The sequence below is a fragment of the Rhodoblastus sp. genome (assembly GCF_052145335.1).
Classification (GTDB): Bacteria; Pseudomonadota; Alphaproteobacteria; order Rhizobiales; family Beijerinckiaceae; genus Rhodoblastus.
The window spans coordinates 20,221-34,959 of sequence record NZ_JBKQOU010000163.1; the positions used below are offsets into that span (position 1 = coordinate 20,221).

General features: G+C 62.4%; 16 protein-coding genes and 1 pseudogene. 8 read left to right on the forward strand and 9 right to left on the reverse strand.

Going from position 1 to position 14,739, the window contains the following annotated elements:
- Positions 1-8 precede the first annotated feature (8 nt).
- The 3 genes from ACLP2E_RS10945 to ACLP2E_RS10955 are packed head-to-tail and all read right to left on the reverse strand — an operon-like array spanning position 9 to position 1,849.
- Positions 9-449: a hypothetical protein gene (locus ACLP2E_RS10945; RefSeq protein ID WP_442465937.1), complete on the reverse strand. Its 441-nt coding sequence runs from the start codon at positions 447-449 to the stop codon at positions 9-11.
- The gene (locus ACLP2E_RS10950) at positions 446-1,054 is read right to left on the reverse strand and encodes an NUDIX domain-containing protein (protein WP_442463189.1); all 609 of its coding nucleotides are present in this window, start codon (positions 1,052-1,054) and stop codon (positions 446-448) included. Before ACLP2E_RS10950 ends, ACLP2E_RS10945 begins: the two co-directional genes overlap by 4 nt.
- 3 nt (positions 1,055-1,057) lie before the next feature.
- Positions 1,058-1,849 (reverse strand): NAD kinase, encoded by a 792-nt coding sequence (locus tag ACLP2E_RS10955; protein ID WP_442463190.1) that lies wholly within the window; start codon positions 1,847-1,849, stop codon positions 1,058-1,060.
- A 374-nt stretch (positions 1,850-2,223) separates the two neighbouring features.
- Between ACLP2E_RS10955 and ACLP2E_RS10960 the strand changes: the two genes are divergently transcribed.
- Genes ACLP2E_RS10960 through ACLP2E_RS10970 form a run of 3 tightly spaced genes read left to right on the forward strand, consistent with a single transcriptional unit; the run spans position 2,224 to position 4,038 of the window.
- Complete coding sequence (locus tag ACLP2E_RS10960) at positions 2,224-2,937, forward strand: Crp/Fnr family transcriptional regulator (protein WP_442463200.1); 714 nt, start codon at positions 2,224-2,226, stop codon at positions 2,935-2,937.
- Positions 2,924-3,691 carry an AzlC family ABC transporter permease gene (locus tag ACLP2E_RS10965; RefSeq protein ID WP_442465938.1) on the forward strand — a complete coding sequence of 256 codons (768 nt, stop codon included), beginning with the start codon at positions 2,924-2,926 and terminating at the stop codon, positions 3,689-3,691. Before ACLP2E_RS10960 ends, ACLP2E_RS10965 begins: the two co-directional genes overlap by 14 nt.
- Entirely contained in the window at positions 3,688-4,038 is a 351-nt protein-coding gene (locus ACLP2E_RS10970) for an AzlD domain-containing protein (protein WP_442465939.1), read from the forward strand. Before ACLP2E_RS10965 ends, ACLP2E_RS10970 begins: the two co-directional genes overlap by 4 nt.
- On the opposite strand, the gene ACLP2E_RS10975 is transcribed toward ACLP2E_RS10970, so the two are convergent.
- The 5 genes from ACLP2E_RS10975 to ACLP2E_RS10995 all read right to left on the reverse strand — a co-directional run bounded on the left by ACLP2E_RS10975 (position 4,035) and on the right by ACLP2E_RS10995 (position 9,761).
- On the reverse strand, positions 4,035-4,472 hold the full coding sequence (locus ACLP2E_RS10975; RefSeq protein ID WP_442463193.1) for an HIT family protein: 438 nt from the start codon (positions 4,470-4,472) through the stop codon (positions 4,035-4,037). The two genes, ACLP2E_RS10970 and ACLP2E_RS10975, sit on opposite strands and share 4 nt — an antisense overlap.
- A 128-nt stretch (positions 4,473-4,600) precedes the next feature.
- Positions 4,601-5,782 carry a GNAT family N-acetyltransferase gene (locus ACLP2E_RS10980; protein WP_442463194.1) on the reverse strand — a complete coding sequence of 394 codons (1,182 nt, stop codon included), beginning with the start codon at positions 5,780-5,782 and terminating at the stop codon, positions 4,601-4,603.
- Between the two features lie 208 nt (positions 5,783-5,990).
- A complete protein-coding gene (locus ACLP2E_RS10985; RefSeq protein WP_442465940.1) occupies positions 5,991-7,688 on the reverse strand; it encodes an ATP-binding response regulator in 1,698 nt (565 codons plus the stop codon).
- A 296-nt stretch (positions 7,689-7,984) separates the two neighbouring features.
- Positions 7,985-9,352, reverse strand: coding sequence for a PleD family two-component system response regulator (locus ACLP2E_RS10990; RefSeq protein WP_442463196.1), 1,368 nt, complete (start codon positions 9,350-9,352; stop codon positions 7,985-7,987).
- Between the two features lie 37 nt (positions 9,353-9,389).
- Positions 9,390-9,761, reverse strand: coding sequence for a response regulator (locus tag ACLP2E_RS10995; RefSeq protein ID WP_442463197.1), 372 nt, complete (start codon positions 9,759-9,761; stop codon positions 9,390-9,392).
- A gap of 129 nt (positions 9,762-9,890) precedes the next feature.
- Here ACLP2E_RS10995 and ACLP2E_RS11000 point away from each other — a divergent pair, with 129 nt between their 5' ends.
- The gene (locus tag ACLP2E_RS11000; RefSeq protein WP_442463198.1) at positions 9,891-10,187 is read left to right on the forward strand and encodes a DUF3572 domain-containing protein; all 297 of its coding nucleotides are present in this window, start codon (positions 9,891-9,893) and stop codon (positions 10,185-10,187) included.
- Positions 10,188-10,272: 85 nt separating this feature from the next.
- Entirely contained in the window at positions 10,273-10,593 is a 321-nt protein-coding gene (locus tag ACLP2E_RS11005) for a 2Fe-2S iron-sulfur cluster-binding protein (RefSeq protein WP_442465941.1), read from the forward strand.
- 55 nt (positions 10,594-10,648) lie between these two features.
- On the opposite strand, the gene phoU is transcribed toward ACLP2E_RS11005, so the two are convergent.
- Complete coding sequence (gene phoU, locus ACLP2E_RS11010) at positions 10,649-11,347, reverse strand: phosphate signaling complex protein PhoU (RefSeq protein WP_442465942.1); 699 nt, start codon at positions 11,345-11,347, stop codon at positions 10,649-10,651.
- A 515-nt stretch (positions 11,348-11,862) separates the two neighbouring features.
- Between phoU and ACLP2E_RS11015 the strand changes: the two genes are divergently transcribed.
- The 3 genes and pseudogenes from ACLP2E_RS11015 to ACLP2E_RS11025 all read left to right on the forward strand — a co-directional run.
- Complete coding sequence (locus ACLP2E_RS11015; RefSeq protein ID WP_442465943.1) at positions 11,863-13,524, forward strand: Na/Pi cotransporter family protein; 1,662 nt, start codon at positions 11,863-11,865, stop codon at positions 13,522-13,524.
- A gap of 182 nt (positions 13,525-13,706) precedes the next feature.
- A complete protein-coding gene (locus tag ACLP2E_RS11020; protein ID WP_442465944.1) occupies positions 13,707-14,519 on the forward strand; it encodes an amino acid kinase family protein in 813 nt (270 codons plus the stop codon).
- Between the two features lie 75 nt (positions 14,520-14,594).
- A pseudogene (locus ACLP2E_RS11025) lies at positions 14,595-14,739 on the forward strand (molybdenum storage protein subunit alpha); the annotation flags it as partial.

A 14,739-nucleotide genomic window follows, 5' to 3' on the forward strand; every position in this document is an offset into this window, starting at 1 on the left:
GCCCTGGTTCAGGATGGATAGGACCAGCCGACTTTGCGAAGCTCGACCACCGGCGGATAGGCGCCCAACGAGCGGCGGCCGGATCGTCTCCGGCGCCAGGCGATGGCGACGATGGCCAAGGCGCATCCGAGAACCGCCCCGATGGCCGCGCTCCCGTCAGTGAGATTCGGCCAAATCAAACGGGCGATTGCCCCGGCCGGCGCGCCCGCCATCAATCCAAGCAACAACAGGGCGTAAGATAGCCGGTTCCAGGCCTTGCATGCAGCACACCGCGGCACCGGGATCCGGATCGTGTCCTGCGAAATTCTTCTCGTCACCGGGTAGCCCATCGTCTCCAGCTCCCGGCCGGGACGTGCGACCAGCGAAAGCCTGTACGCGCAACGAGGGTCGGCCGGCGCGCCGCACTGCCAGCATTCTTCGTCCTTTGGCTTTTCCGACGGATCTGTCACGGACGCTCGTCCATCAGTCCGGACGCCTTGAGCCAATAGAGCAGGGTCAGGGTCTTGCCGTCGCGCAGGGCGCCGGCTTCCGCCTCGCGCAGAATTTCGATGAAGGAGACCTCAACGATCTCGATTTCCTCGCCTTCCTCCTCCATGCCGCCGCCGTCGCCGACACGCGCTTCCGGCGTATAGGGCGCGACGAAGAAATAGAGCTTTTCGGTTGTCGCCGCCGGGCTGACGAAAGCTTCGAACAGGAAGCGCAACTCGCCGACGCGCAGGCCGATTTCCTCCATCGCCTCGCGCCTCATGCAGGCGTCCGGCGCCTCACCGGGGTCGAGCGTCCCGGCGCAGGCCTCCAGCAGGTTGGGTGTGGAATCGTTCATGAATGCGCCGAGCCGGAACTGCCGCGTCAACAGCACTTTGCCGCGTTGCGCGTCATAGGGCAGCAGCACGGCGGCGTCGGGCCGGCGAAACAGGTTGCGCTCGTGCTTTTCCCAGCGTCCGTCGGCGCGGCGCAAATCATAGGTGAGCCGTGAAAAGGAATATTTTTCGCGCGCCAGGAATATTTCGTCGAGGCCGCGCAGGCCGGCGTGTGGCTCGTCGTTCTTAGACATGGTTCAATGCCCGAATTGTTCGCGCAAAATGCGCTCTTCCATGGAATGGCCGGGGTCGTGCAAGATTTCCACGCCGGTCGAATGATCCGTCGTCACCTTGACCCGCATCACATGGCGGATTTCGAAATGATCGGCCACGGCGGCGACCGGGCGCTTGTGGGCCTCCAGCACTTCCAGCACGACCTCGGCCCGGTCGGAAAGCAGGGCGCCGCGCCAGCGCCGGGGGCGGAAGGCGGAAATCGGCGTCAGCGCCATCAGCGTCGCGTCGAGCGGCAGGATTGGCCCGTTGGCGGAAAGATTATAAGCGGTGGAGCCTGCCGGCGTGGCGATCAGCAGTCCGTCGGCGACCAGTTCGTCCAGCCGGACCTGGCCGTCGACGCGCACGCGAATCTTGGCGGCCTGGGCGGACTGGCGCAGCATCGACACCTCGTTGATCGCCCGCGCCTCGGAAAGCTTGCCGGTCACGGTTTCGGCTTTCATCAGCAACGGATGAATGATCGAACTTTGCGCGGAACTCAGCCTCTTGCGCAGGCCGGTCTCGCGGAATTCGTTCATCAGAAAGCCGACCGACCCGCGATTCATGCCGTAGATCGGCACGTTGCGGCCCATGAATTTATGCAGGACCTGCAGCATGAGGCCATCGCCGCCGAGCGCGACCACGACGTCGGCTTCGTCGGAATGAACGTCGCCGTAGCGGCCGACGAGCCGTGCGCGGGCGTGGTCCGACTCCGGACTCCCCGAAGAAAGGAAATTGATCCGCTCGAAACGGCGCGGATGGTGCCCGGATTGATTCATTGCGCTTGTTCGCCGCCCCGCCCCATTTAGCGTCGAATCCTAGGCGATGGCGCCGCTCACGGCAAGGAGAGTAAGGGACAAGGCCTGCTGGCGGCCGCGAAAATCCTGACGGCTTTCGGGTCGGCCGCCGGTGCGGCGCCGCGGCTGTCGCGAATATTCGCAAATGTCAATGGCTCACTAGGAATAGCTTTTTCGCCTTGTCGTTGATGCGGATCAAAATCTTCCTACGCTCCGCCTTGCGTGCTATGTACGTATGAGAATTATCGGACAACGGTCGCCTTGTGCGGCGCCAGCGGGAGTTCGTCTTGGAAAGCTTGGCCGAAAAGACTTTGGTCGACACGGTCTTCGGCCGCGTGGAAGCCAGCGTACGCAGCCTGTCCTGTTCGCATAAGGCGGCGCCCGCCGCCTCTCTGGATTGCGCCGATTGCGACATCAAGGGCCAGAGCGTCTGCAACTCCCTCGATCCCGACGAATTCGACGCGCTGGAGAAAATTGGCCGCACGGTTTCCGTCGCCGCCAAGGCGACGGTGTTCGAGCAGGGCCGCGACGCTCATTATGTCTGCAATCTAACCTCCGGGGCCTTGCGGCTGTCGAAGCTTTTGCCAGACGGGCGCCGCCAGGTCGTCGGCTTCGCCATGCCAGGCGACTTCCTCGGCCTCGCCATGGCGAAAATCCACATGTACACCGCCGACGCGCTGACGCCGGCCAGGATCTGCCAGTTTTCCCGCGTCGGCTTTTCCGATCTGCTCGATGAAAAGCCGCGCCTGATGCGGGCGCTGCTGGAGATGGCTACGCATGAACTGACCCTGGCGCAGGACCAGATGGTGGTCCTCGGCCGCCGCACGGCCGAGGAGAAGATCGCCGCCTTCCTGATCGGCATGCGCAAGCGCTACGCCCGCATTCACGGCCCCTCCGTCCATGTGCCGCTGCCGATGACGCGGCTTGACATCGGCGACTATCTCGGCCTGACGGTCGAGACGGTGAGCCGGATGATGACCCGCATGGCGCGCGAAAAAACCATTGTCATCGTCCCCGATGGCGTTCGCCTGCTCGATATTCCGCGGTTGGAGCAGCTTGCCGAAGTTTAAGGCGCTTAAGGCGATCGAAGCGCCGCCTGACGAAATTGACAAAATCACCGAGCCTTGGCGCTGGTTTTTCACCGGAGCGCGGACGGCTTTCTCCGGGCCGGCCTTTTATGTCGCCCTGTCGCTGATGGGGGTCGGCGGGCTGGCGCGGGCGGCGGGTTTCCCCATCGGCGCGGCCATGCTCTCCACTTTGCTGGTCTGGGCCGGCCCCGGGCAGCTCCTGTTCTTTGGCGCCGTCGCCGCGAAAACCGCGCCTCCGGCCATTGCCCTGGCGGTCAGCCTTTCCTCGGTGCGGTTCCTGCCGATGGTGCTTTCCGTACTGCCGATGCTGCGCGGGCGCAAAACCCGGCTGACGACCCTGCTCGCGGCGGCGCATTTCATCGCCGTCACGGTCTGGGCGGAATCGCTGCGCAGGCTGCCCGATATGGCCAAGCCGACCCGCCTGCCGTTTTTCTTCGGCCTGGCGTCAGCCTGCATGGGGCTGACCATCTTGTCGACCGGGCTCGGCTTTTGGCTGACAGGCTCGCTTCCGGCCCCTCTCGCCGCCGGGTTGATGATGCTGTCGCCGATCTATTTTCTCGCCACCACCGCGCGCTCAGCGCGCTCGGGCGTCGATTGGCTGAGCATGATCTTCGGCGCCGTTCTGGCGCCGCTGACGCAGAGCCTGATCGGCGGCGGCCTCGACCTGCCGGTGCTGGCCATAGTCGGCGGCGGCGGCGCCTGGCTTGTGGGCTTTCTCGCGCGGAGGTCGGCATGAATATCTTCACCGCCGATCCGACGCTCGCGCCCTATCTGGCTCTGGTGCTGTTCGGTTTCCTGCCGAGCGAAATCTGGCGGGTGATCGGAGTTTTCGTGGCGCGGCGGCTCGACGAGGAATCGGAGGTTTTCCTGTTCGTGCGCAGCGTCGCGACCGTGCTGCTGGTCGGGGTGGTGGTGAAGATCGTGCTGATCCCGTCGCACGAACTGGCGATCGTGCCGGTCTGGGCGCGCTGCGCCGCGATCGGCGCCGCGGCGCTGGCCTTTTTCGCCACGCGCCGCTCGGTCTTCGCCGCCATCCTGGCCGGCGAGGCGGTGATCGTGTTTTCCGCCTGGCTTGCGGGTTAGACCTGAGCCTCCGCCAGCGCCGCCCTGATCTTGTCGGCGTGCGCCTTCAAGGCGGCGCGTTCGGCCATGGCGCCGCTATGCGGACGCAAGGCCACGCCTTCCCAGCGCGGAATCACATGGAAATGGATGTGGAACACGCTCTGGCCGCCGGCCGGCTCGTTGAACTGGTGCAGGGTGATGCCTTCCGCGCCCATGCCTTTCTTTACCGCGCGGGCGATCTTCTGCACACGAAGAATTAGGGCGGACAGGGCCTCGGGCGGAATGTCCAGCAGGCCTCTCGCGGTCACTTTAGGCAGCACCAGCACATGGCCGTCGGCGCGCGGCATCACGTCCATGAAGGCGATCACCGCTTCATCCTCGAAAACCTTTTCGCAGGGAATCTCGCCGCGCAAAATCTTGGCGAAAATATTGTTTGGATCATAAGCGACGGTCATGGAAAAGCTCCGGCGAATTCTGGTAGGCCGGACCGTGCCCAACCGCCGCCGTCCGGTCAAGTGCATAGCGTTTGCAAGCGAAGCGGGCGCCATTCGCATAAAGCAAACGCGTAAAAACCAAAAAGATTTCAGACTTTGCGAAACGGCGCGTGTTCGGCGTAATCCTCGATCAGCATGTCCACCGCCTGAGCCTCGCGGGCGAAAAAATCCGCCGCCGCATGGGCGAGGCGCGAATCGGCGAATTCATGCGCCGAGAAAGTCTCCACCGCCTCATAGCCCCGCGAAAGCTTGTGCTCCCCCTGCGCGCCGGCTTCTACACGCGAAATTCCGCGGGCAATGGCGAAATCGATGGCCTGGTAGTAACAGAGTTCGAAATGCAGGCAGGGGTGATGTTCGAGCGCGCCCCAGTTGCGGCCGTAAAGCGCGTCGTCGCCGATCAGATTGAGCGCTCCGGCGATCAGGCGGCCGCCGCGCCGCGCCAGCACCAGAAGGATCCGGTCCGCCAGAGCCGCGCCAATTTTCGAGAAAAACGCCCGGGTGAGATAGGGGCGGCCCCACTTGCGCTCCCCGGTATCCATGTAGAAGGCGTAAAAAGCGTCCCAATGCGCCTCGGTGAGATCGGCGCCGGTCGCCCACTCGATCTCGAGCCCGGCGGCGGAAACTTCCGCGCGCTCCTTACGGATAGCCTTGCGTTTGCGCGACGCGAGCGTTTGCAGGAAATCGTCGAAACTCGCATAGCCTCGATTGAAGAAGTGGAATTGCTGGCCCTTGCGCTGAAGAAAACCGGACTTTTCGAGAAAATCGCGGTCGGGCGGGTCGGGAAAATTGATATGCAGCGATGAGGCGCCGGCGCTTTCCCGGCAGGCCCGCAGGCCAAGCGTCAGCGCCTCGGCGGCGCCTCCGGGGGCGTCAGCGGCGACCAGCAACCGGCGTCCCGTAACAGGGGTGAAGGGAACGGCGACCAGCAATTTGGGGTAATAGCTGCCGCCGACCCGGTGAAAGGCGTCGGCTATGCCGTGATCGAACACATATTCGCCGAGCGAATGGGTCTTGAAATAGGCGGGCGCGCAGGCGGCGAGCCGTCCTTCCTGGGTCTCGACCAGCACATGGGCGGGAATCCAGCCCGTCCGGCCGCCGACGCAGCCCGAGGTCTCAAGCGCGTGGAGAAAGGCGTGGGTGAGGAAGGGATTGAATCTCTCGCCGCCCTCCGACACGGAAGCGTCGCCAGGATTGGCGCAGGCGTCCCAGTCCGAGGGCTTGACGGCGGCGATGCGGTCGATCTGGCGGATGCGGAAGGGGACGAGGCTCATCGGCCCGCATCATCGCCTGAATTTTCGCATCAATCCAGCGTGTTCCAACAACTCTCACAGGCGAGAACCGGTGAGGGTTGGCTAGCGCTCGAAACTTGACGCTCGGCGCATGCCGACCAATGCTCAAATCCGCGCGGAAAGCGGCCAGACGAATCCCGCAGCCGCTGCATAAGATTCAATGTGGATTTCACTTAAGCTTAGCCGCCGATTACGGCTCGTCATGGGAATCGTGGGACGAAGACTTACCATTGCCGTCCCGCAGCGATGACGCCAATGCTCGACGCAAGTCATCGGCCCCGATCGGCTTGTGCAGCATGCGAAAGCCGCTGAGTTTGATTTCGGCGATCCGCTCCTTCGCCGTGTCGCCTGTGAGGATCAAAGTTGGGATAGATCGATTAGCGCGGCGGGCGATCTCCGTCGCAGCCACAGTTCCGGTCAGGCCGGCGCCAAGCCGATGATCGGCAAGAATGGCATCGAACCGCCAGTTTTTAAAAGCGGCTCGGTCGAGCGCCTCCTCCCCGCTGGTCGCTGTAATCGTCGCATAGCCCCAATCAGAAAGCATGAGTTCGTACGCTTGGCTCACTTCGGAATTGTCTTCGATGATAAGAATGCATCCGCCGGGATCGCTCAGCGACGATTTGGCGTCGCTGACGGTGGGGACGGTTCTATCGAGGGGGAGAAGCAGCGAAAAACGGGCGCCGCGACCAAGCCTCGAGGCCACTTCAATCTTTGTTCCCAGCAGGCGGGCGAGGCGAGACACGATTGCAAGACCGAGGCCCAAGCCCTTGCTGCTATCGCGCGCCGGATTGTTGAGTTGCCGGAATTCTTCAAAAATTTCCGTCTGCTGATCGGCGGGAATTCCTATCCCGGTGTCGAAAACATCAAGTCTGACAAATTCACGTCTTTGACGGACGGCGACGAGAATGCCGCCGGTGACTGTATAGCGCAGCGCATTTTCGATTAGATTGCGTATAATCCGCTCGAGCAAACTGCCATCTGTGCTTACGCGCAAGGCGCGCGGGACGACGCGCAATTCGAGTCCGTTCGCCGCCGCTCTTGGTTGATATTCGCGCGCCAGCCGATCGACGAGTTCGCCAATGTCGACAGTTGTCATCACCGGCGCAATTACCCCGGCGTCGAGACGGGAAATGTCAAGAAGGCCAGTCAGCATGCCATTGAGGCTGGTTATGGAGGATTGAGCCATGTCGGCCGCCTTCGCGACCTTTGGGTTGTCCGCAGTCTGACGTTTGATAACATCCATCAACAGCGTCAAGGACTGCACCGGCTGGCGAAGATCGTGGCTGGCGGCGGCCAGAAATTTGGACTTGGCCCGATCGGCGCGAAGCGCCTCGGACGACGCCCGCTCGGCCTCGGCCACGGCGGCTCGGAGCTCTGCAGTCTGATCCCTGACGCGATGTTCCAGGTCAAGATTGGCCATTCTGACGCGTGACTCGCTTTGTTTTAGCAAATCGGCGGTGCGTCGCTGCTCGGCAATATTCGCGTTCAGTTCCGCGTTGAGGCTTTCCAATTTGGCCGGCGATGGCAGCGCGACCAGTTTTGGAATTATCGGCCACAAAAGAATCGCGGCGGCGATGGAGGTGATGGCTGTGATCAGCTTTATGATCCCCTCGACGCCATAAGCGGGAAACCAGAGAGTGCCAATCGACATCAGATGCGTGGTTCCGCAAGCGAGGATGAACGCGACGAACAGATAAAGCACCCAGCCATATTGCAGGTCGCGCCTCTGCCGCGCGAACGACGCCAAAGCGAGCGGCACCGAGAAATAGGCCAGACCGATGATGGCGTCCGAGGCCGCGTGCAGCCAAACCAGGCCGGGCGCCCAGCTCAGGCAGAAACCATGTGGCGTCAGCCCGGCCGGATTCAAAAGCCAATCGCCAATCGACATGGTTCACCTCTCGGCTTGACTGGACTCATTGTCATCCCCTCACCCTGGCGACGGCCTTTATCACAGTCGATGGGGATCGTTTTGACGTGCCCCCGCATCGCCTATCATTGCATGATGGGCTATTGAATACACAGATCAGCGGGAGATAACGTGGAAGTTATCGGGAGCGGTGTCGCGATATTCAGGCATTTTGCCCTCTGTCACTCGCTGAATTAACGGCAACGCGGTTCACAAGACACAGTTCTTACGACGTAACGTAAGCCGCATTCAGGTGCTGCGGCGGCAGCGCCGCATACTCAGGCCGCGCTGGCGGTGACGCGGTTGCGGCCGCTGTTTTTCGACAGATAGAGCGCCCGGTCGGCGCGCTTGAACAGCGCGTCCGGCGTGTCGCCGCAATCCGAGGCGGCGACGCCGATCGACACGGTGACGGGGATGGCGCGCGCGCCTTTGTCGATAGCGAAGGGCGAAGCGGCGACGGCGGCGCGTATCCGCTCCCCGATGGTCCGGGCGACGGATAATTTGGTGTCGGGCATGACGACGACGAATTCCTCGCCGCCAAACCGGCACATCAGATCGGCGCCGCGCACCAGATGCTTGACCCTCGCGGCAAAGGACTTCAGCACGTCGTCGCCGGCGTCGTGGCCGTAACCGTCGTTGACCCGTTTGAAATGGTCGATGTCGAGGAACATCGCCGACAGCGGGCGCCCCTTCTGCGCCGCCTGTTCGAGCAGCGAGACCAGATGGGATTCGAGATAGCGCCGGTTGTGAAGGCCGGTCAGCGGATCGACCACCGCAAGCTCCATCACCGCCTGCACATTGGAGCGCAGGCCGTCGGCGTAGCGCTTGTGCCGGATCTGGGTGCGGACTCGGGCGATCGTCTCGTTCCTGTCGATCGGCCGGACAAGATAATCGTTCGCGCCAAGATCGAGGCCGCGCAGAATGCGCTGGCGGTCCTCGATGTCGGCGAGCATCAGCAAGGGCGTGTGGCGGGTGCGCGCCAGCGAACGCAACTGGCCGCAGAGGCGCAGTCCGTCGAAACCGGCGAGCCCGAGACTGACCATCACCAGTTCATATTCGTGGTCCCCGGCGCGCAGCACGGCTTCGTGGGGATTGGCCTCGATCTCGACCTCGTAGTCGCCGCCGAGCAAAGCAACGATGCGATCGCGGGAATGGGCGCGGTCGTCCACCAGCAGAATCTTTCCCCCCCTGCCGTCGTCGGGCCGGTATGGCGGCGCCGTGGTGACGCCGAGCGTCGAGGATGTGGTGGCGCGGGCGCGCAGTTCGTCCACCACCAATTTGAATCGCGCCAGCGAGCGCACGCGCGCCAGCAGCGCGACTTCATCGATCGGCTTGGTCAGGAAATCGTCGGCGCCGGCTTCCAGTCCGGTGACGCGATCGGAAGCCTGGTCGAGCGACGTGACCATGATCACCGGCAGATGCAGGGTGTCGGGATTGCTCTTGAGTTTGCGGCAGACTTCAAAGCCGTCCATGCCGGGCATCATCACGTCGAGCAGGACGATGTCGCAGTCGCCCCTTTCGCATATTTCCAGCGCCTCGAAGCCGCTGCTCGCCGTGATCACGTCGAAATATTCCGCTGTCAGCCGCGCCTCGAGCAGTTTGACATTGGCCAGGACGTCGTCAACCACCAGCACGCGCGCCGTCATGGTCGGGCCTTTTCAAACGAAGACGGCGCGACCGCGATCATTTGTCACCAATGTAGTTGCGCACGGTTTCGAGGAACTTGACCACGGAGATCGGCTTGGACAGATAGGCTTCGCAGCCTCCCTGGCGGATTTTCTCCTCGTCGCCCTTCATGGCGAAGGCTGTGATGGCGACGATCGGAATATGGGCGAGGGTGGGATCGTCCTTCAGCCATTGCGTGACCTGCAAGCCGGAAACCTCCGGCAGCTGAATGTCCATCAGAATCAGGTTCGGCATGTGCTTGCGCGCCAGTCCGACCGCCTCGACGCCGCTCTTGGTCTGCACGGTCGCATAGCCATGCGCTTCGAGCAGGTCATTGAAGAGCTTCATGTTCAGCTCGTTGTCCTCGACGATCAGAACCGTCTTTTTCATCGAAACCCGCCCAAGTCGCAGTGGCCGCGATTCTCTCCACGGCCCCTCTGCTGAGGATTACGCCATACAAATTGACGAAACGAAAATTTACGTCAAACCTGTGGCGGCAATCCGGTCCGAGGAGAGATTATGCCGATTCGCCCCCCCGTTGGCCGCCAAAAGGCGCAAGAATCGGCCGAGGCCATCGCCGTCGAAGCCCTGAGCTTCATCGCCGCAGATCCGGAGCGGCTGTCGCGCTTCCTGTCGCTGTCGGGCCTTGAGGTCGTCAATTTGCGCCGGGCGGCGGCTCAGGAGGGGTTTTTGGCCGGGGTTATGGCGCATCTCGCCAGCGACGAGGCCTTGCTGCTGGAGTTTGCCGCCGCTTGCGGCCGCAGGCCCGAAGACATGGCCGCGGCCTGCCAGGCGCTTAACCCGGCTTATGATTAAGGGCCAAGCCGCATTCCTTGTGGCGAAATCGTCAAATCCTGACTAGAAGAACGTCGCGGCTTTCGAGAGGAATTGGAATTTTTGCATGGTCAAGATCATCTTTGTCAGCTCCTCCGGCGAAAAGCGGGAGGTCGAGGCCGAACCGGGCATGACGGTGATGGAAACCGCGACCAAGGGTGGGATCGATGAGATCGTCGCCGAATGCGGCGGGGCCTGCGCCTGCGCCACCTGCCATGTCTATGTGGCGCCGGAATGGTTCGACAAACTGCCGCCAGCCAGCCCGATGGAAAACGACATGCTCGATTTCGCGGTCGATCCGCGCCCGAATTCGCGCCTGTCCTGCCAGATCAGGGTCGAGCAGGAACTTGATGGACTGACCGTCCAGACGCCGTCCCAGCAAGGTTGAGCAGGGCGCTCGCATAGCCTCGGCGCCTGGTTCAAATCCGATATTCGCGATGAATTTACGCGTGGAGGAAGAAATCCATGCCGCGCGGCCGCTCCATCGGCAGAGATCCGCCGGTGGCGATATAGACGACGGTCTCGGCGATATTGGTGGTGTGGTCGCCGACCCGTTCGAGATTTTTGGAACAGAACAGAAGATGCGTACAGAAGGTGATGTTGCGGGGGTCTTCCATCATGAAAGTGAGAAGATCGCGGAACACCGTGTCTTCCAGCGCGTCTAGCTCTATGTCGCGATTCCATACCGCCCTGGCGCTTTCGGAATCGCGTTGCGCGTAGGCGTTGAGCACGTCGTGCAATTGCCTGACGGCGATGTCGTGCATGGACTTCAGGCCGATCACCGCGCGCGGGATGGGCGACTCGCCGCCGATTTTAATGGCCCGCTTGGCGATGTTCTTCGCCAGATCGCCGATCCGTTCGAGGTCGGCGGAAATGCGCATGGCGCCGATGACCTCGCGCAGATCGATCGCCAGCGGTTGGCGGCGGGCGATGGTGTGGACGGCGAAATCTTCGACGGTTCGCTGCAGCGCGTCGAGGCGGGGGTCGGCGGCGACGACTTTTTGCGCCAATTGAGTGTTCATGCCGGCGAGCGCGTCCATGGCGTCGGCCAGCATCTTTTCGGCAATGCCGCCCATTTCGGCGATATGGCCGCCCAGCGTTTCGAGCTCTTTGTCAAAGGCTTTAACCGTATGTTCGATCATATGGAAAATCTGTCCTTTCGGATCCGTAATTGGCGCAACGCTAAGTGTATTGATTAGTTAACTTGTAACCCTGCCGAACGACAGGGATCGTGCAAGAATGGCAAGCCTGTATTTCGCTACGAAATAGGGTAGCATATTCAGATCGAGAAGCCAGGGGTGTCAATTGGCAAGGCCATAGGTCAGGCGAATGGATAATGACGAAAACTTTTCTGTAGTGGCGGTCTGGTTAACAAGCGCTCTGTTGAGCAGCATTTTGTGGGTGTTGCTCTACGGATGACGTCAGCGGCGACTGATGCAATAAAGTATTTTTGTCGTGGCGCGTCGACATTATATGTAAACCGTCTACATAACGTTGCCGGTCATGGTTGGGATTGCGGATGCAAGGCGGCAATCACAAAGCCATCGCCCCGAACGGCGCCGCTCCGCTCAAGCTGAAGCGGGACTTCAATTCTGCAAAATCCTGCTTACTTTCCGATCAACGGAACCGAATTTCCGACGCGTGACAAGGAGCGATCATGACGTTTCCGCTCACACTGCTTGATCTCGCCGGCGCCATAGCTTTGCTGCTGTGGGGCTCGCATATGGTGCAGACTGGCGTGCAGCGGGCGTTCGGGCCGCAACTGAAGTCCATCCTCGGCGGCGCGCTCCGCAATCGTTTCCTGGCGTTTTTCGCCGGCCTGGGCGTGACCGCGCTTCTGCAAAGCAGCACCGCGACCGGGCTGATGACGGCCGGTTTCGCCGCCACCGGAATGGTCGATCTTGTCCCGGCGCTCGCCGTCATGCTCGGGGCCAATGTCGGCACGACGCTGATCGTGCAGGCGATGTCCTTCAACGTGGCGGCGTTGTCGCCCTGCCTGGTCCTGGTCGGCGTCGTGATGTTTCGCAGGGATTCGAGCACCCGCACGCGCGATCTGGGCCGCGCCGTCATCGGCCTTGGCCTGATGTTCCTGGCCCTGCGGCAATTGCTCGAAATCATGACCGTCTACGAAGATACGCCAAGCCTGCGCCTGTTGCTCGGCGCGGTCTCGACGCAACCGCTGATCGACGTGATTCTCGCCGCCGGACTGACCTGGGCGGCGCATTCGAGCGTGGCGGTGGTTCTGTTCATCATGTCATTGGCGGCGCGGGGCGCGGTTCCGCCCGATGCGGCCTACGCCCTGGTGCTCGGAGCCAATCTCGGCGCCGCGATCAATCCGGTGATCGAAGGCCCGGCGGGCGACGATCCGGCCGCGCGGCGGTTGCCGGTCGGCAACCTTCTCACGCGGATAGTCGGCGGCGCCTGCGCCCTGGCCTTTCTCTATCCGATCGGGCGTTTCATGGTCGCCTTTCAGCCGGACGACGCGCGCTCGGTGGCGGATTTTCATATGTTCTTCAATCTTGCCGTCGCCGCGGTGTTTTTCCCGCTGTTGACGCCCTATGCATGGCTGCTGCGAAAATCTTTCCCGCCCCGCGTCGACGCGGCCGACCCGTCGCGGCCGATCTATCTCGATCCAGCAGCCCGGGAAATGCCGATCGTGGCTCTCGGCGCGGCGGCGCGCGAGGCTTTGCGGCTTGCCGATCTCCTGCAGGAAATGCTGGCGGGCGCAATCGATGCGCTGAAAAAGGGCGACCGCAGGCTGATCGCCCAAATTCGTCGCCGGAATGGTCCCATCGATCGGCTTGAAGATGCGATCGAAGCCTATCTCACGGGACTCGACGCCGGTGAACTCGGCGCCGACGATCACCGCCGGCTAAAAGAGATCCTGACCTTCTCCAGCAATATAGCCCAGGCGGCCGACGTTCTCGCCCGCAACCTGCTTCCCGCCGCGTCGAAACATCTCAAACGGATGGGCGCCATTCCGGAGCCGCTGCAAAGCGAGCTCTTCGCCATGATGGAGCGCCTGGGCGGCAATCTGAGGACGGCGGGTTCGCTGTTCATGACGGCCGACGCGCGTGTCGCCCATTTGCTGACGGACGAGAAAATCACCTTCCGCGAAATCCTTTCGCAGGCGACCGAGGCGCATTTCGAAAGTCTGCGCGCCATGCGCGTCGATGAGGCCCAGGCGAGTTCGCTTTATCTGGACCTGTTGCGTGAGCTCAAAGCGATCAACAGCCTGATCGTCGGCTCAGCAGCCTACCCGGTGCTGGAGCGCACCGGCGAGCTTCTTCCCAGCCGCCGTGTGGCCAATACGCCTTAGCGCGGTCAACCGGATTTTGACGTTCTCGCTTTGCGGCGATCGCGTAATCATGCGTCTTTTTGTCGTTTTTCCCCGTGCAGTAAAAGACGCATGAATTTCGTAAATTGCGGGGTGGATCGATACCGCGTATCAATTTGCTCGAAGCACGAAATAACTCATCGTAACCAAGGAAGGCGCCTATCATGGCCAACACGACGGCAGAGCTCGAAGCGCTCTTGATGCAGCGATCGCTGACCGACGCGCAGCTTCTCACGGCGGCGGAGGCGTCGGCGGATTTCAAGATCCTGCCGGAGGCGACCGTGATCAAGATCGGCGGCCAGAGCGTCATCGACCGCGGCCGCGCGGGCCTCTATCCGCTGGTGGACGAGATCGTCGCCGCCCGGAAGAACCACCAGCTGCTGATTGGCACCGGCGCCGGCACCCGCGCCCGCCACCTCTATTCGATCGCGGCGGGGCTGAACCTTCCTGCGGGCGTGCTGTCGCAGCTTGGCGCCTCGGTCGCCGACCAGAACGCCGCCATGCTCGGGCAGCTGCTGTCGAAATATGGCATCTCCACGGTCAGCGGGGCCGGCATGTCGGCGGTGCCGCTCTACCTCGCCGAGGTGAACGCCGTCATCTTCAGCGGCATGCCGCCCTACAGCCTGTGGATGCGCCCCGCCGCCGAGGGCGTCATCCCGCCTTACCGCACCGACGCCGGATGTTTCCTGCTCGCCGAACAATTCGGCTGCAAGGCGATGATCTTCGTGAAGGACGAAAACGGCCTCTACACAGCCAATCCGAAAACCTCGAAGGACGCCACCTTCATTCCCAAAATCTCGGTTGACGAGATGAAGGCGCGCGGGCTGCACGACTCGATCCTCGAGTTCCCGATGCTCGACCTGCTCAAGGCGGCGCGCCACGTCCGCCAGGTGCAGGTCATCAACGGCCTCGTCCCTGGCAACCTGACCCGCGCTCTCTCCGGCGAACACGTCGGCACCATCATCACCGCGAGCTAAAGCCTTTTCCGCTCCGATTGAATCGGAGCGGGGCCGGTATCCACTTCGCTGGAAAACGCTTTGAAGGTAAAAATCATGACCGAGACTGCCAATACCATCAAGCACGTCGCTTCGCCGCTCGCGCGCCAGACCCTTCTCGACCAGGAACTCACGCGCCCTGTCGCCGGCAGGCGCCCGGTCCGCATCCTCCCCTGGCTGCAAGTGGTGAAGATCGGCGGCC